This is a genomic window from Dysgonomonas sp. HDW5A, from assembly GCF_011299555.1.
Lineage (GTDB): Bacteria > Bacteroidota > Bacteroidia > Bacteroidales > Dysgonomonadaceae > Dysgonomonas_A.
This window is the reverse complement of record NZ_CP049857.1, coordinates 1,781,293-1,796,797: the sequence shown is the minus strand read 5'-3', so window position 1 is coordinate 1,796,797 and position 15,505 is coordinate 1,781,293. Positions and strand designations below refer to the sequence as shown.

16 protein-coding genes and 2 tRNA genes are annotated in these 15,505 nt (G+C 36.2%); 9 read left to right on the top strand and 9 right to left on the bottom strand.

Going from position 1 to position 15,505, the window contains the following annotated elements:
- The first annotated feature begins 34 nt into the window (after window positions 1–34).
- Window positions 35–439 (top strand): hypothetical protein, encoded by a 405-nt coding sequence (locus G7050_RS07480; protein WP_166113433.1) that lies wholly within the window; start codon window positions 35–37, stop codon window positions 437–439.
- 615 nt (window positions 440–1,054) lie between these two features.
- Window positions 1,055–1,990 (top strand): Fic family protein, encoded by a 936-nt coding sequence (locus G7050_RS07475; RefSeq protein WP_185154949.1) that lies wholly within the window; start codon window positions 1,055–1,057, stop codon window positions 1,988–1,990.
- 472 nt (window positions 1,991–2,462) lie between these two features.
- Here G7050_RS07475 and G7050_RS07470 read toward each other — a convergent pair whose 3' ends face one another.
- A complete protein-coding gene (locus tag G7050_RS07470) occupies window positions 2,463–3,191 on the bottom strand; it encodes a GntR family transcriptional regulator (RefSeq protein ID WP_166113427.1) in 729 nt (242 codons plus the stop codon).
- Window positions 3,192–3,561: 370 nt separating this feature from the next.
- Here G7050_RS07470 and G7050_RS07465 point away from each other — a divergent pair, with 370 nt between their 5' ends.
- Entirely contained in the window at window positions 3,562–3,933 is a 372-nt protein-coding gene (locus G7050_RS07465) for a hypothetical protein (protein WP_166113424.1), read from the top strand.
- Between the two features lie 177 nt (window positions 3,934–4,110).
- Window positions 4,111–4,251: a hypothetical protein gene (locus G7050_RS07460; RefSeq protein WP_166113421.1), complete on the top strand. Its 141-nt coding sequence runs from the start codon at window positions 4,111–4,113 to the stop codon at window positions 4,249–4,251.
- 310 nt (window positions 4,252–4,561) lie between these two features.
- Here the strand turns inward: G7050_RS07460 and G7050_RS07455 are convergent, their stop codons facing one another.
- Both G7050_RS07455 and G7050_RS07450 read right to left on the bottom strand, forming a co-directional pair.
- Window positions 4,562–5,194: a DUF4919 domain-containing protein gene (locus tag G7050_RS07455; RefSeq protein WP_166113418.1), complete on the bottom strand. Its 633-nt coding sequence runs from the start codon at window positions 5,192–5,194 to the stop codon at window positions 4,562–4,564.
- Window positions 5,195–5,284: 90 nt separating this feature from the next.
- Window positions 5,285–5,659, bottom strand: a complete 375-nt coding sequence (locus tag G7050_RS07450) for a hypothetical protein (protein ID WP_166113414.1) — start codon at window positions 5,657–5,659, stop codon at window positions 5,285–5,287.
- A 175-nt stretch (window positions 5,660–5,834) separates the two neighbouring features.
- On the opposite strand from G7050_RS07450, the gene G7050_RS07445 reads away from it, so the two are divergent.
- A complete protein-coding gene (locus G7050_RS07445) occupies window positions 5,835–6,128 on the top strand; it encodes a helix-turn-helix domain-containing protein (RefSeq protein ID WP_166113411.1) in 294 nt (97 codons plus the stop codon).
- Window positions 6,129–6,267: 139 nt separating this feature from the next.
- The gene (locus G7050_RS07440) at window positions 6,268–7,437 is read left to right on the top strand and encodes a hypothetical protein (protein ID WP_166113408.1); all 1,170 of its coding nucleotides are present in this window, start codon (window positions 6,268–6,270) and stop codon (window positions 7,435–7,437) included.
- An 83-nt stretch (window positions 7,438–7,520) separates the two neighbouring features.
- Here G7050_RS07440 and G7050_RS07435 read toward each other — a convergent pair whose 3' ends face one another.
- The 4 genes from G7050_RS07435 to G7050_RS07420 all read right to left on the bottom strand — a co-directional run bounded on the left by G7050_RS07435 (window position 7,521) and on the right by G7050_RS07420 (window position 10,269).
- Complete coding sequence (locus tag G7050_RS07435) at window positions 7,521–8,051, bottom strand: hypothetical protein (RefSeq protein ID WP_166113405.1); 531 nt, start codon at window positions 8,049–8,051, stop codon at window positions 7,521–7,523.
- Window positions 8,052–8,234: 183 nt separating this feature from the next.
- Window positions 8,235–8,747 carry a DUF5606 domain-containing protein gene (locus tag G7050_RS07430; protein ID WP_166113402.1) on the bottom strand — a complete coding sequence of 171 codons (513 nt, stop codon included), beginning with the start codon at window positions 8,745–8,747 and terminating at the stop codon, window positions 8,235–8,237.
- Window positions 8,748–8,954: 207 nt separating this feature from the next.
- On the bottom strand, window positions 8,955–9,920 hold the full coding sequence (locus G7050_RS07425; protein ID WP_370521865.1) for a bifunctional methionine sulfoxide reductase B/A protein: 966 nt from the start codon (window positions 9,918–9,920) through the stop codon (window positions 8,955–8,957).
- A gap of 7 nt (window positions 9,921–9,927) precedes the next feature.
- Window positions 9,928–10,269 carry a hypothetical protein gene (locus G7050_RS07420; RefSeq protein WP_166113399.1) on the bottom strand — a complete coding sequence of 114 codons (342 nt, stop codon included), beginning with the start codon at window positions 10,267–10,269 and terminating at the stop codon, window positions 9,928–9,930.
- A gap of 190 nt (window positions 10,270–10,459) precedes the next feature.
- Here G7050_RS07420 and G7050_RS07415 point away from each other — a divergent pair, with 190 nt between their 5' ends.
- The gene (locus tag G7050_RS07415) at window positions 10,460–11,722 is read left to right on the top strand and encodes a DNA recombination protein RmuC (RefSeq protein WP_166113396.1); all 1,263 of its coding nucleotides are present in this window, start codon (window positions 10,460–10,462) and stop codon (window positions 11,720–11,722) included.
- Window positions 11,723–11,953: 231 nt separating this feature from the next.
- On the opposite strand, the gene G7050_RS07410 is transcribed toward G7050_RS07415, so the two are convergent.
- On the bottom strand, window positions 11,954–12,925 hold the full coding sequence (locus G7050_RS07410) for an adenosine kinase (RefSeq protein ID WP_166113393.1): 972 nt from the start codon (window positions 12,923–12,925) through the stop codon (window positions 11,954–11,956).
- Between the two features lie 90 nt (window positions 12,926–13,015).
- On the opposite strand from G7050_RS07410, the gene G7050_RS07405 reads away from it, so the two are divergent.
- Both G7050_RS07405 and G7050_RS07400 read left to right on the top strand, forming a co-directional pair.
- A tRNA-Asn gene (locus G7050_RS07405) sits at window positions 13,016–13,089 on the top strand.
- A 32-nt stretch (window positions 13,090–13,121) separates the two neighbouring features.
- Window positions 13,122–13,195: transfer RNA gene (locus tag G7050_RS07400), tRNA-Asn, on the top strand.
- Between the two features lie 60 nt (window positions 13,196–13,255).
- On the opposite strand, the gene bglX is transcribed toward G7050_RS07400, so the two are convergent.
- Window positions 13,256–15,490, bottom strand: a complete 2,235-nt coding sequence (gene bglX, locus G7050_RS07395; protein ID WP_166113390.1) for a beta-glucosidase BglX — start codon at window positions 15,488–15,490, stop codon at window positions 13,256–13,258.
- Between the last annotated feature and the right edge of the window lie 15 nt (window positions 15,491–15,505).

Below are 15,505 nucleotides of genomic sequence, written 5' to 3'. Positions count from 1 at the left end.
CCTGATTGTCGGATTTTTGTAAATAAAAAACACGATGCAAAATATAAGTCCAACAGTAAAAGCTAATTTTATCAACTTTGTGAGTTATGGCAATGCGGTTCTGAATTGCTCGAAAGAGTTGATAATAGGGCTATTTCCGAATAATAGTTATTGTGAGATGCGTTATTACCACCAAAAAGATAATGTACACGAAGATGTTTTAGAGGTTCGGGGTGATAAGGGTACATTGGTATGTTATTTTGATGAAGTCGGGAACTGTGATGTGTGCTATGTGCATTTTGATAGTATAGATGAGGTTGGCACATATCTTGAATTATGCAACAAGCTTTTTGAGTATTGCCCGAATGCGAAAAGGTGGAAATTATGCTCGTCTTTTATCATGTATTTTGAAAGGGAAGGCGACAAATATTTCGGTTTTTTTGCCAATCGTCTGGACTAACTGCCACCCTTTATACCACCCTTTTATCCCTTATACAGAGCTGAATTGGAGAGAATTGCGTCCTTTAAATGTTTACCTTTATCGACTGTGTGCGTGATTGTTTGCGTACCACATTTTTTATTACTACATTTATATACCGCAAAATACTAAAAATATCAGCCAAAATATATCTACGCTGCTGATATTCAAATTACAAAAGATTACGAAAAGGACACCCTCTTAGTCAAAAGTTCTGGGGAGATAATTAGAACGTGGCTGTTACTGAATTAGCAGCAATCCGAGTGGCAACACCCTTACAAATGTCCTGCTCTGTCTCACGAACCGACAACAGGCAACACCATATCACGAAAGTGCACAAAAGTAAGGTCGTCGTGGAAAGCGTATGTGTTGAACTCTGAAGATTTTGAAAAACAGCTTGTTATGGAAGCAAAAAGGGTGTAAAAAATCGGTCGATTATAATTTAACCCTTGTTTTTCTTTATTTTTTAATCAACTATATATAAATATGGTGGAAAAGGGTTCGCTGTATGTAGATAGTTTGTTTAGGGTAGTCTTTGGATAAAAATCTACCCAATAAACTACCCTAATCAAAAATAATCTCTATTTTTGTATGATTATGTCATACGTTCCGCCATATAAAATAACTGCAAAAATTGTTAGTCTTGTTTCTAAAATAAGCGAAGCAATAGGTAGTTTTTATGTCTATGAAGATTTACGACTTCACAGGATAAACAGGATCAAAACAATTCAGGGTTCGCTTGCCATTGAAGGTAACACATTGACTACCGATCAAATCACGGCTATATTGGAAGGAAAACCTGTTATTGCGCCGATAAATGAGGTTCAGGAGGTACGCAATGCTATTAAAGCTTATCAAATGCTTGATGAGTTAAACCCGAATAGCATTAACGACCTATTGAAAGCCCACCTTGCAATGGAAGGGGGCTTAATTGACGATGCAGGACGTTTCAGGACGCAGGGTGTCGGGGTTGCTTCGGGCGAAGAGATTGTCCATTATGCTCCGCCTGCTGAAAGAGTACCCCATTTGATACAAGAATTGTTCGACTGGTTGAATGAAACCGAAGAACACCCATTGATAAAGAGTTGTGTATTTCATTACGAATTTGAATTTATTCATCCTTTTTCGGATGGCAACGGGCGTACTGGGCGACTTTGGCAGACGCTGATATTAAGTAAATGGCGTTCTATCTTTAAGAATCTGCCGATTGAAAATATCGTTTATAAGTACAGGAAAGAATATTATCATGCTATTGCTATAAGTGGCGGTGAAAATGGTTGTACGCCTTTCATAGAGTTTATTTTGGGCGTGATTGATGAAACGTTAGCTACTGAACAAAACACACCACAAACTATGCGTGATAGGATTTTGGCACAAATACTCAATAATCCTAAAATAACCCGTAACGAATTAGCGGGTGCATTGGGTTTAACGCCTGATGGTGCTAAGTATCATTTGCAAAAGTTGACGAAAGAAGGTGTTATTGTTCGCAATGGTTCAGCCCGAAGCGGATATTGGAAGATAGTGGAATAACAGGATATATTTTATTCAAATGCAAATAAATATGTTTTTGATTTTAACTACTTTCTTAATATCTTTTATTCGTTATTATCTGCACATAATATGTTTACGAAATAAAAGATTTAACAATTAAATCAACAAAAAAAGGTATTTAATGATGCCGACGATCAGTTTTAATTTTGTAAATTTATAGGGTAAAAGGCGTTCGTTCACAGACTGCTCACAGATATACAGTAATCTACTGATAATCATATAACAAATACAAGACTTAAAATCTTGTGACCATTAGGTTGTGCGGGTTCAAGTCCCGCTCCGAGTACTAAGAAAAACTCTAATCATTGATTCATCAATCGGTTAGAGTTTTTTCTTTTATTGATTTGCACAACAAATAGTAAAAAAGACTATTAATTCTCCGATCTACATTTCTGCAAATTTATTAAAGAATGAATCATCCGATAAACCTACCAACTCTACCACCAGAAATTTATCTTTGAGCTTCAATAGTATACGTAAAACTGTCAGCCCTATAGTAACCCACATTGTATTCAATTGGCACATCATTTACATCATACACAAATCGTTTACGTATAAGTATAGGATCATGCGGCTTAATGTCCAATTTCTCTGAAATAAAGTCATTTGCCAGCGATGCCGAAATCTCTTCTTTTGAAGTTTTCACTATAATATTAAGGTCTTTTTCGAGCAACTCGTATAATGGGCGATTAAAATTACAATCACTATCTAATGATATCTGAGGACTAAAGTAAGAGATAAAATACACAAAAGGATACTCCTGATTTCCTCTTACACGCTCTAGCGTCAGGCACCTTTCGTTAGCTTCAATATTAAAAAAGTTAGCAATTTCGTCTGTAGCCTTTTTATAACTCAGGTGCAGCTCAAAGTTCCGAACCTCTATTCCCAACATTTTCATCTCTTGAGAAAAACTGAGCCAATTTTTTATACCACTTGCAACACCCTTACGCACAACTTTAGTTCCATATCCTTTTTTACGAGAAAGCGAACCTTCAAAAACGAGTTTGTTAATAGCTTGCCTTAATGTATTTCTAGAAATTTTTAATTGTTCGGACAATGTCACTTCATTAGGTAACAACTTTCCATTTTTATAATCTTCTTGTTCGATCATCTTTCGAAGAAGCTCTTCTGCTTGCTGATGGAGTGGTATTGAGCTTTTATGGTTAATTTCTAGTTTCATTAGCTTTGTGAATTTAGACTTCAAAGTTAATAAATAAAAAAGATTACAAAAAATATCCGACAAATAAAAAAATACATTTGAACATATAATAAATGTACGAACATTAATTATATATTCAAATACTATTTATAAAGAAAATGAAAAAATATAATTATGAAAAATTCCCATCGACTAAGATGGATGGCACGATATCCTAAGCAAATTAAAGGAGTTGACAAAGACTTACTCTATAATAGCTATTGAATTATATTCAGGCGTAATAGAAGAAGAAATTATCTCTCAAGTCACTAAAATCACTCTGGGGCTATTATACAATACTAGAGATATATTTAAGTCAGAATCTGAAGTATTAAAAATGACAGAGAGGTTCATGACAAAGGATATTCTGTTTGGATATGTAACCAACTTATCACTGATTGATTACTCTGATAAAGAGAAACTTGAAAAAGCGAAACTCGAAATTAACAAATACAGCGGTTCAGCTATTGTTATTGGCAGTGGCTCTTCATTGGTTGTTTCCGAATCGGCATATATTATTTATATAGATATGGCTCACTGGGAAATAATCCAAAGATTTCGCCGTCAGGAAGTGCATGGATTGGGAATTGATGACATTAAAGAACCTGTTTCCATACAACACAAGGGCGTAAAAAAACAGCAGTCATTGCAATATCACTATTATCATTATTGTTACCTTATAAATGATAATATTTCAAATATCAAAAATAAAAGAGACTTATAAAGTTAAAATAGACCTTGATTATACCAATTCTTCTCTTTGTATGACCGGTTGAGCATCAGAGGAACATCTCATATATAAGTTCTCAGGCTTCTTTATATCCTTTCTTTATGGCTTGAATATGGTTTTGAAGACTAGCACCATATTTATATGAAATTTTGAAGATTAACTTAATAACGAATGTCAATCAGCAGTTGGGACTATATGTTCAATTATTCTAACGCACCCTTTGGGTTTGTTTTTCATTTTGCCTTGATGCAAAACGAAACAAAAGATCAAGACTGTACCTTTTGCCCGACCCGCTACGGACTCGAAAGCTAAAACAAAAGAAAAACATTTATTATTGAAATCCTTTTGTTTCTTAACGCTTTCATTCGCCCTGCGGGTACCCCGTGCAACCGTCAAGGTCGGGAAGCCTGACAAGCGAAGCAGGCGTAAAATTAAACGTGCCGACAGGCAGTAGGTTTAGTTTAGCCTGTAAGCTTTAGGTCAGACAGGCGATCCACGCAGCACAAAGCCTTTTTGATTCCTTTTGCGAATTTGGGCAAAAGGAATACAAGCAATCTTCGATTGCGCGTAGTAAAAGACAATTTAATTGAACATTAAACATAACAGACCAACTACTCTTTACTCAGTATTTATCGCGGTTCTCAAAAATTTTACTTATATCAAAATAGTAAGTTGCAGGCACACCTTCATCGGTCACATCCATCCTGTCGCATAGTCCTTTACTGTTTATAATACTTTGCTGTTTGACCTCTACACCAAGCATTTCCAAAATAAAATATTCTTCTGAAACTTGAATCACAGGCCATGCCGTTTCACACGACTTACCATCTCCATTCTGAATAATAGATTTCAATAATCCCATTCCGATAGTATCGTATTTTTCCGAATTATCAGCATCTTCCATCATATCATAAGTCTGACTTAATATTTTATGCGCCATCATATTGGTATAGTCGATACTTAATATTTGCTTTGCCAATGAGATTATCCCATCATAATTCAGCTGATCCATTTGTTCAGACATCGCATTTTTCAATTGGCTGATATCTTTTAATTTCTGGGATGCTATCTTAAACTGCTTACTCTTCATAAAGCTAAATCTGAAATCCTGATAATCGATATCTGTATTGCCCGATTCGAGCTTCTTTACATATTCACTATAGGTATCATCGAAAGCCGGAACAACTACTTCTGATTGTCCAAACAGAGTAATTGCCATAAGAGATAGTATTGAACAAATCAAAATTCTTTTCATTATTGTGTTTTTTTAGTTTATGAAACCTTATTTTCTGCTAAAATACGAAAAAATCCTCTGCAACTTTTGCCACACTCTTTTATTCGGTTGCTATTTGTGAAGATCTTTAAGATGCTTCTGTTCTACAAGAAGTTCATAACACCATTTACGAATATCCTCCCTGTAGCTCATCAAATTCAGAAGAGATGAGATAACATCAGTAAATAATTCGACCTCCTTATCTATTAGCAAAGAACCTCCTGGAGCATTTTTCAAGGAATTTGAAAATACATTTATCAGGCAATACGATTTGCCCGAAATATAAGAAAGCAAATCGCTCAACTGTCCTAAAACAGCAACCCGATTTTCGACCTCATTACAGAAATCATCTTTATCAATATAAATTGCCTGCCGCCGATGGTACTGCTGCGTATTATTTACAAATTTTCGGTGGGAGTTATTAAAATCGAATTCTTTTGTTTCCATGCTTTTACATTTATATACATTATACTATTAGATTTGACAATACAAATATACACTAAAATGCAAATTAAACAAGAAAAAAGAGAACGAAATATACATCATAATGAATAACAAATAATTAAATATACAATTTCACGTATAATCATTATATTTGTAATTAAACATTTAGTATACAATAATGAATCTACGAGTAAAAGAAATTTGCAAAGACAAAGGATTAACAATGGAGCAGTTAGCGAATAGTCTTAATATTACACCAAATACTCTCACTCGAAATGTCAATGGTAATCCCACTATTGAAACACTAGAAAAGATAGCTAATGCTTTAAATGTTGAATTTTGGGAGCTATTTACTTCCGACACTTCCAGAAGTGAGCTTACTGCACTTATAGAATATAAAAACACTTTCTACAAAGCCGATACACTAGACGGACTTAAGGACATAGTAAAGAGGATAGAAAAAAGTAAGTGATACAGACCGAATTGTTTGTAAATCCAAAGCTACACTCTTAATATTTAACGGAATACAAATGTTTTTTATATATTTTTATTTTGAAATAAAAATAAAAATATATTATTTTGTAGTACAATAACACAAACATTTTTACAATATGCCACACTTAACAGCTCGAACAGCAGTTCTTGTTATGCTGTTTACAATTAATACAGCCAACTGCTTCATACATTCTCAAGGTACAGTCGGTATCAACACAACAAATCCGGAAGGAGTTCTTGACGTTGTCTCTTCTAATTCGGCAATAATACTCCCTCGAAACATTAACCCAGCAACCAATGTTGTCCTGCCTAAAGCCGGTATGATAATTTACAACTCCACCAATAACTATGTTGAGTATTTTGATGGAACAGCTTGGAAAAACCCTCAATTAGAGCCTTGGATGGTATCGGGGACAACCAACAAAGCAGACTCAAATACAGAAAATATATACCAGATGGGAAATGTGGGTATAGGAACTAATATTCCGACAAATAAACTTCATATATTTGATTTAAGTAATCCGATTCGGATTCAAGGTTTATCCTCAGGAACCACCACAGATAGCCTTGTTTCAATCGATGCTAGTGGAATAGTAAAAAAACGCTCGGTATACTCTTTAAGAAAAGACATTGTAACACCACCCATCGTGGGTGAAACTCCTTTTAAAGGTATGATAAGGTTTAATACTACCACTAATACTCTCGAATATTATGATGGCACAACATGGCAAACTATTGCTTCAAATAGCTTTGGAGGCAAAAATGAAGGTGTAGTAAGGATAGACGGTTCAAGCGGAAATGCAAATAACAAACCTGTAATAGCCTTCACAAACGCGGAACTCGGTTCATATAAGTATATAAATTACACCACACCTCTTGCCAGACCTTTTGCATTTTGGCCTGAAAACATAACACCGCCTATTACAGATGCCAATATAGTAAGTACATATAATAGCAACACTACATTTGTAGAAAACTCTGTTATAGGTCAAGTTCACACATGGCGTATCAACGCAACATTCGCAGATAAACCATCGGGTACAGGTGGCTTTATTACTGTCCGCATGACAAATCCAATTTCAGGCTTTATAATACAGCAATATGTTCCATGCCAGACAAATACTACCAGTGCAAATTTTACACTAAACTTCATTACCATTGCAGATCAGGCAAGTCTTCCTCCTCCGTTAGGTACCGGAAGCGGATATAATATACTGTTAACTACCGATGTAAGACTTACAATTACCATCCAAAGTATAACCCGGGTATCTGCATACAAGGATTGATCTTACTTCTTAATCAACATCATCTGTAAGAGTGGCTCATTAAAAGCGATTATGGCTGCAATATTAATATTGCAGCCATAATCTCAGTATTTCCTTTCCTCATACCCCATTAAAGTCTCCAGCCTCTTTATATAAATATGGAGAATATACAGAGGAATAATGCCAAATACACCAAAAGAACAATCTATCAATCGCCAATAAATGGGAATCTGCCTGATTTCGCCACAAATCAAAGCTAATGGGATAATACCCACACACGCAATCATTGCAAAATAGACAATCCATATATTCTGAACAGGCTTCCTATAAAGCCCTATGAATGCGACAGCAATAACAATGTGAGCAAATGCCAGCCAATCGTAACCATAGGCAAGGAAAGGGTAATCGCGATTTGTATTCACCAAAGCGTTGTTTACTTTCGCAATCCAATAATGCAGTCCCGTATAATTTTCTACAGGGGCAGTCTGTGATATTCCTAATATATCACAAGCTATTCTCATTTCGGTTTCCAAAGGAAAAGCGGTTATACCGGAAACTATAAGTGCAAAAATAAAAAAGATTATAAGTAGCCGTATCCTTTTGACAAGCAAGGTTTCTTCTGCGTTAGCTTTCATAATAAAAAATGTTAGTCAGTTAAATGATAAGCTAAAGTTAAGAAAAAAGACATTCGTGTGCAGTATCTTTATACAAAATCTCTAGCCTTTGTTACATAAAAAAAGTCGCCATCTAAAGTTAGACAGCGACTTCTCATTATATCAATCTTAAGCAAGATAAATACAGGATAAAGGTTTGCAACCTTATTTATCCTCTTTTTTTGCTCTTGGCTTACGTTTTGGTTTTTCTTCTTGAGGAGCCTCTTCTTCTTTAGCGGCAACTTCGGCAACCGGAGCTTCTTCATTTACTTCAGGGGTAGCGGCTTCTTCTTCACTTGCAAAAGCGATTCCTGCAGCAGATAAAAGGTTGTACCAGCTGATCAATTTCTTGATATCGGTATCATAAACTCTATCTCTGTCATAAGTAGGTAGTATCTCTGCGAAATATTTCTTTAATACGTCAGGTTTAGAGTTAGTAGCGACAGAAGCTTGTGCTCCATTCTCTTTCACTTGAATCTTGGTCAATACTTCACTCAAAGGAACTTCTCCCTCATCGGTATACATTGCAATATCACCTAAAGAAACAACCTTATCTCTTGCATAGATAGGAAGTCTTCTTTTATCTGTTAATGACTCAACAATAACCATATTCTTAGCATTTGACACGAGTCTAAATAATCCCGGTTTACCGGATACAGATAAAATAGTTTTCAACATAATCTTTATTTTTAGTTTTACCGTTTAATCACATCTTCATACTTTGGCAGCTATTACACCCCTGGGTTGTCAGCTCCTAAATAGTTCATTATATGCTTTTATTTGCTTATTATGCATTATAACGAATCACAAAAATAATGGGATTGTTGTAATATAAAAACACTCCAAGCAAACAAAAACATCAATCATCTAGTAGTCAACACATTATTAAAATATTTTTTTATAAGAATGGCAATAGGGAGTTGTTCCTTTATGCTCGTAGTACTGTTGATGGTAATCTTCTGCCTTCCAGAAGGTAGATACGGGTTTCAACATAGTAGCTACTTTAAAGCCTTTACTCTCTAGTATTGCAATGTATTTCTGAGCAATTTCTTTCTCTTCTTCATTGCTATAAAATATACAAGATAGATATTGAGAACCAATATCCGGTCCTTGCCCATTAGTTTGCGTAAAATCGTGAGTTTCGAAGAATAGTTTCACCATTTCATCATAAGTGGTTTGCTTACTATCATATTCAACCTCTGTCAGCTCGAGATGTCCTGTTTTTCCTGTACAAACCTGTTCATATGTAGGATGATCTATATGCCCGCCCATAAAACCGACGTTGGTATGTTTTACTCCTTTGGCTTTCATAAAATAGTATTCTGTTCCCCAGAAACAGCCCGAAGCAAAGTATGCTTTACGGATATTTTTATTTACATCAGGGATAAACTTCAGAGAAATAGAGTTTACACAATGACGAGTCTCTTTTGCGGTAAAACCTTCGCCAAGAAATACGTGTCCGAGATGGGCACCGCAATTGGTACAGATGATCTCGGTACGCATACCATCCGCATCGGGAACCCGTTTTACGGCTCCGGGAATTTCGTCGTCAAAAGACGGCCAACCACAATGTGAATCAAACTTATCAGCCGATTTATAAAGAGGCGCATCGCATCTTTTACAAACATATGTTCCCGATTGTTTATTATTTACATATTCACCGCTATAAGGATACTCGGTTCCTTTATGGATAATCACCCGCTCTTCTTCGGAGGTCAATTTATTATAATTCATATTGTCTTGTTTTAAATTTTCGTTTTTTTGTGCACACGAAACCTGCATCGTCATGAAACAAGCCAGTGCAATTGCATATTTTAAAATCGTATTTACACGTTTATTTGAGTTTGACATGGTTTACCTACCTTTCTTTTTTATACATATAATTTAAAAATGCATACCATTTTCTATTGTCCAGATAATTAAGATTTGTATCATTATCATACGCTTCTCTTTCAAACGAGATATTATAATATGCTGCAACTCTGTCACGATATTGAATCAAACGAAAAAGCCATTCAAGAAGATAAATTAAATAAAAAAAGACCCATAGCATCTCTATTATTTGTCTGGAATGTATTTTTTCGTGATTCAGTTCATACTTTGACAAACTGCCATATTCTTTCCGCCCGATTATAATGCCAAACAGATTAATTGCGGCAAAACCTTTAGGTGGAAAATAGTTACTATAATATATCTTCATCAACAGCTAATTTGAAACAAAAGTAATCACAATAAAGGATCTTTCAGGTCACAGACCTATTTATTACCTCGGCAAGCATGAATACAGCAGACGGTTGTAATTAAATTCTGTTGCATTAAACGCTTACTCCTCTATACTTATTACCTTTGCCTATAATTTTCAACATATAGATTAGAACAAAAAAAGTGCCATGGAGTTTATTTATATCACAATAATTGTAGTTTTTTCTATTTTTATTATTTGGTGGATATATTCTACCGGAAAACAAGAGATAAAGGAGTTAAAGAGTGTAAATCAACACCTCAACTCGGAGGTAGCCAACTTACAGACTAAACAACTTGAGGCGGTACACGAATCGGCAAACCTAAAAGCTAATCTTCAAGCCAAAGAAGAGCAACTAAAGCATCAACAATCGGAACTTATAAATACAAGGGAACAACTGAATAAGGATTTCCAGATATTAGCCAATCAGATTCTGGAAGAAAAATCGAGCCGTTTCACTGACATCAACAGGTTGAATATGGAATCGATATTAAAGCCTTTAGGTGAGAAATTAACAGAATTCAAAACGAAAGTAGAAGAAACTTATGACAAAGAATCGAAACAACGTTTCTCGCTCGAAGAACGTATCCGCGAACTGGTAGTACTCAATCATCAGATCAGTGAAGATGCCAATAATCTGACTAAGGCTCTCAAAGGAAATAATAAAATACAAGGCAATTGGGGTGAAATGATATTAGAGTCTATACTCGAAAAATCGGGCTTAAAGAAGGGGGAGGAGTATTTCTCGCAGGATATGCTTACCGACGAAAACGGGCAAAAGATACTGAATAGTGAAAATAAAGCTCTTCAACCCGATATTGTTATTCTATATCCGGGTGGTCGAAAAATTGTAATAGACTCCAAAGTTTCTCTCAATGGCTATATCAGATATGTAGAGGCTGATACGGATGAGATGAGAATTATTGCCGAGAAAGAGCATATTATCTCCATCAAGAAACATATTGATGAACTTAGCAGTAAGGCGTATCAGGATTATATCGAATCTCTGGATTTTGTCATGATGTTCATTCCCAACGAGCCGGCTTATATATTGGCTATGCAATTAGATTCGGGGCTTTGGGATTATGCTTACCGCAAGCGCATCTTGCTAATCAGTCCTACCAATCTCATCGCATCGCTTAAAGTAGTGGCCGACCTTTGGAAAAGAGAAGCACAGAGCCGTAACGCTCAGGAAATAGCAAAACGTGGTGCTATTTTATATGATAAATTCGCAGGATTTGTAGAGACCCTTCAAGAAATAGGAAAGAATATAGACCGTACACAAAAAAGCTACGATAAAGCTTTTATACAACTCAAAGATGGTAACGGAAACTTAATAAGGCAAGCAGAAATGTTAAAGGAACTAGGAATAAAGCCTCAAAAAGAGCTTCCAAACACCGAAAATCGTTAAATAACATTAATGACGACAAAATAATGATCTATAAGTATGTTTTATAACATAAAAGCCATTATATTTGTACTGTGTTTTTCATGGTATTAGATTTAAGGTTAACAATGAAGATTGGTTGTCGTGATGACAACCTTTTTTTGCTTTATACCCTTCCCTCATTACAGAAACAAAAAAAGGAGAAATTCCTTCCCCCTTTTATTATATATAAGTAAAAAATATTTCGCTTAAAACTTATTTCGCTAACTCAATAATCAGCTCATCCCATTTGGCGTCATCCATTTTAGGACCTACTACCTGTATTACGTTTCCGGCAAGTAATGTACCCATTTCTCCGCTTTTCTCCAAAGATTGATTTTTAATCAAACCATATAAAAATCCGGCAGCATACAAATCACCGGCTCCGGTAGTATCAATGCAGTTTACTTTCAAAGCAGGCACAAATATTTTTTCGTCGCCTCTCTTTATCCATGAACCTTTCTCTCCTACTTTCACGATAGCAATCTCCACATCGTTTGCCAAAAGGTCTAATGATTGCTCTGCATCCAAATTAAATAATGCTTCGGCTTCTTCTTCGTTAGCAAAAACAATATCTATATAGTTAGGAATAATCTCAAGCAGAAAATCACGACTAGCTTCTACTACATTATAACTTGCCATATCCAGAACAACTTTCAATCCTGCTTCTTTAGCCAATGTTATAGCTTTGCGAATCAAATCGAGATTTTGAACTAAATATCCTTCAATGTAGAAATAGTCATATCCTACAAAATCCGATTCTTTCAAGTCCTCAGCAGTTAACCCTGCAGCTGCACCTAAGAAAGTACCGAAAGTACGTTGTCCGTCTTTCGAAACAAATGTAGTTGCAATACCCGAAGCTTCATCATCGGTTATAATCAGATGTGATGTTACTTTACATTTGTCAAGATCGTGTTTATAATAGGTTCCGTAGAAATCTTTACCTACACGTCCGATAAAACCGGTTGCAATATCGAGGCGGGCAAGACCATTTATTGTATTAGAGGCAGAACCTCCCGAAGCCACAAATTTTTCTCTGTCAGCCATTGCTAGATGCAAAGATTCTTTTTTTGCCTCATCAATTAACTGCATACTTCCTTTTGGAAGCCCCAATTCTTCTAATAGAATATCGTTGTCTATCAATGCTAAAACGTCCACTAAGGCGTTTCCCATTCCTAATACCTTCATTTTTCTTAAATTTTCATGCAAAGATATTGCATAATTCGGAAATAAGCCCTACTTTTGCTACGCTTTTGGAGAAAAGCAACAAAAAAACATTCTTCCTTAGCTCAGTTGGTTAGAGCATCTGACTGTTAATCAGAGGGTCCTTGGTTCAAGTCCAAGAGGGAGAGCTTTTTTTATTGTATTATCTAAGAGTTTATACTCTTCCTTAGCTCAGTTGGTTAGAGCATCTGACTGTTAATCAGAGGGTCCTTGGTTCAAGTCCAAGAGGGAGAGCAAAAAGAGAAAAAGTCTGAAGATATCTTCAGACTTTTTCTTTTTTCCATATCCAACTGATCAAAGCAGTTCAAATTCTGACTTCAATCTGATGTCTTCAGCCGATGAACCAATCATAAGATCAAATTCGCCCGGTTCTGAATCAAATTCCAGCTTTTGATTGTAGAAAGATAGTTTTTCGTTATCAATAACAAAAGTCACCGTTTTGCTCTCTCCTGCATTTAATTTTATCTTTTCAAAGCCTTTCAATTCTTTCACAGGTCTAACAACCGATCCTACCCTATCTCGTAGATACAATTGTACAACCTCTTCACCTGCATATTTTCCGGTATTGGTTATACGGGCAGTAACTTCGATAGTTTCACCTTTTTTGATTTGTTTTTTAGATAGTTTCAAATCGGAATATCCGAATGTTGTATAGCTCAGTCCGTATCCGAAAGGAAATTTAGGAGAATTAGGCAAATCAATATATGCTGATACATAATTCAGGTCATTCTCATTTTTCGCAGGTCTACCTGTATTAAAGTAACTGTGATAAATAGGTATCTGACCCACCGATCGAGGAAAAGTCATAGGTAATTTAGCCGAAGGATTTACATCTCCAAACAATACATCTGCAATAGAGTTACCTGCCTCTGATCCTAACCACCATGTATAAAGAATAGCGGGAACATTATCGGCAGTCCAATTAAACACCAACGGACGACCTGCATTAATTAAAACAACTACAGGCTTTCCTGTGGCTTGGATAGCTTTTACCAACTCTTCCTGAACTCCGGGAAGGCTAATATCGCTACGACTTTTTGCCTCACCACTCATATCACGTCTTTCACCGATACTTAGTATTACCACATCGGCTTGATTAGCTATTGATACAGCTTCTGCAAATCCGCTTTTGTCGTCACCTTCTATTTCGCAGCCTTTAGCATAAAGCAACTTCGAGGTCTTACCCACTTTATTTTGAAGCCCATCCCATTGAGATACTATAAATTTATCATAGTCTACATCATCCAGTTCCACTGACCAGAAACCTAGATTTTGTCTGTACTCTTTTACTAAAGGTCCTATAAAAGCAATTGTTTTAGTTTCTTTAGACAGAGGCAAAACATTATTTTCGTTTTTCAATAGTACAATACTTTTAGCTCCTATTTCTCTGGCAGCTTTAGTATGCTCGGGGTTGTTAAGTTCCCTTTTTTCTCTTTTAAGATCACTATATTTATAAGGATCTTCGAATAAACCCAATTCAAATTTCTTGTATAAAATACGTCTTACCGCATCATCAACCAAAGCAATGTCTACCTTTTTCTCTTTAACCAGATCAGCCAAGTTATTTTTGTAGCATCTGCTCTCCATATCCATATCGCTCCCTGCGGTAAGAGCTACTAAAGCTGCGTCTTTTCCATCTTTTACAAAACCATGAGGTATCATTTCTCCAACCGATCCCCAATCCGATACAACAAAGCCTGTAAAGCCCCATTTACCTTTGAGAATATCGCGTAACAAGTAGGCATTACCTGTTGCAGGAACACCATTGAGGTCATTAAATGAATTCATAAAGGTAGCAGCTCCCGCATCCAAAGCCGCTTTAAAGGGAGGAAGGTATACTTCCCAAAGCATACGGTCACTCATATCAACCGAGTTATAATCGCGTCCGCCAACAGCAGCACCATAGGCTGCAAAATGTTTGGCACAAGCCATTACACTATTCGTTTCGCCGAGCTTTTCGCCCTGAAAGCCTTTAACTCTTGCCTTAGCAATCAACGAACCCAGATAAGGGTCTTCTCCTGCTCCTTCCATCACACGTCCCCAACGAGGATCGCGACTGATATCAACCATAGGAGCAAAAGTCCAGTGTATCCCACTTGCGGCAGCTTCCACAGCAGCAATACGTGACCCCAGCTCAATTGCATCCAGATCCCAACTGGCAGCTTCTGCTAATGGAATAGGGAATGTTGTTTTATAACCATGAATTACATCTTGTCCGAAAAGCAATGGAATTTTCAATCTCGATTGCATTGCCATTTCCTGACACTGGCGTGTATGCTCCACTCCTTTTACATTCAGCATAGAACCAATCTGTCCTGTGCGAATTTGATTTTGTTTATCACCATCTTTAGTAATAGGACCTGTAGCAGCAGACCAATCTCCTGTATACTGATTCAATTGTCCGACCTTCTCTTCGAGCGTCATTTGTTTAAGCAGGTCATCTACCCGTTTTTCTATCGCCGGATTTTGAGCCATCAGGTTTAAAACGGCCGACGCCATAACAAAAGCTGTTGCGAATGTTTTTTTCATCGATATTAATATTTT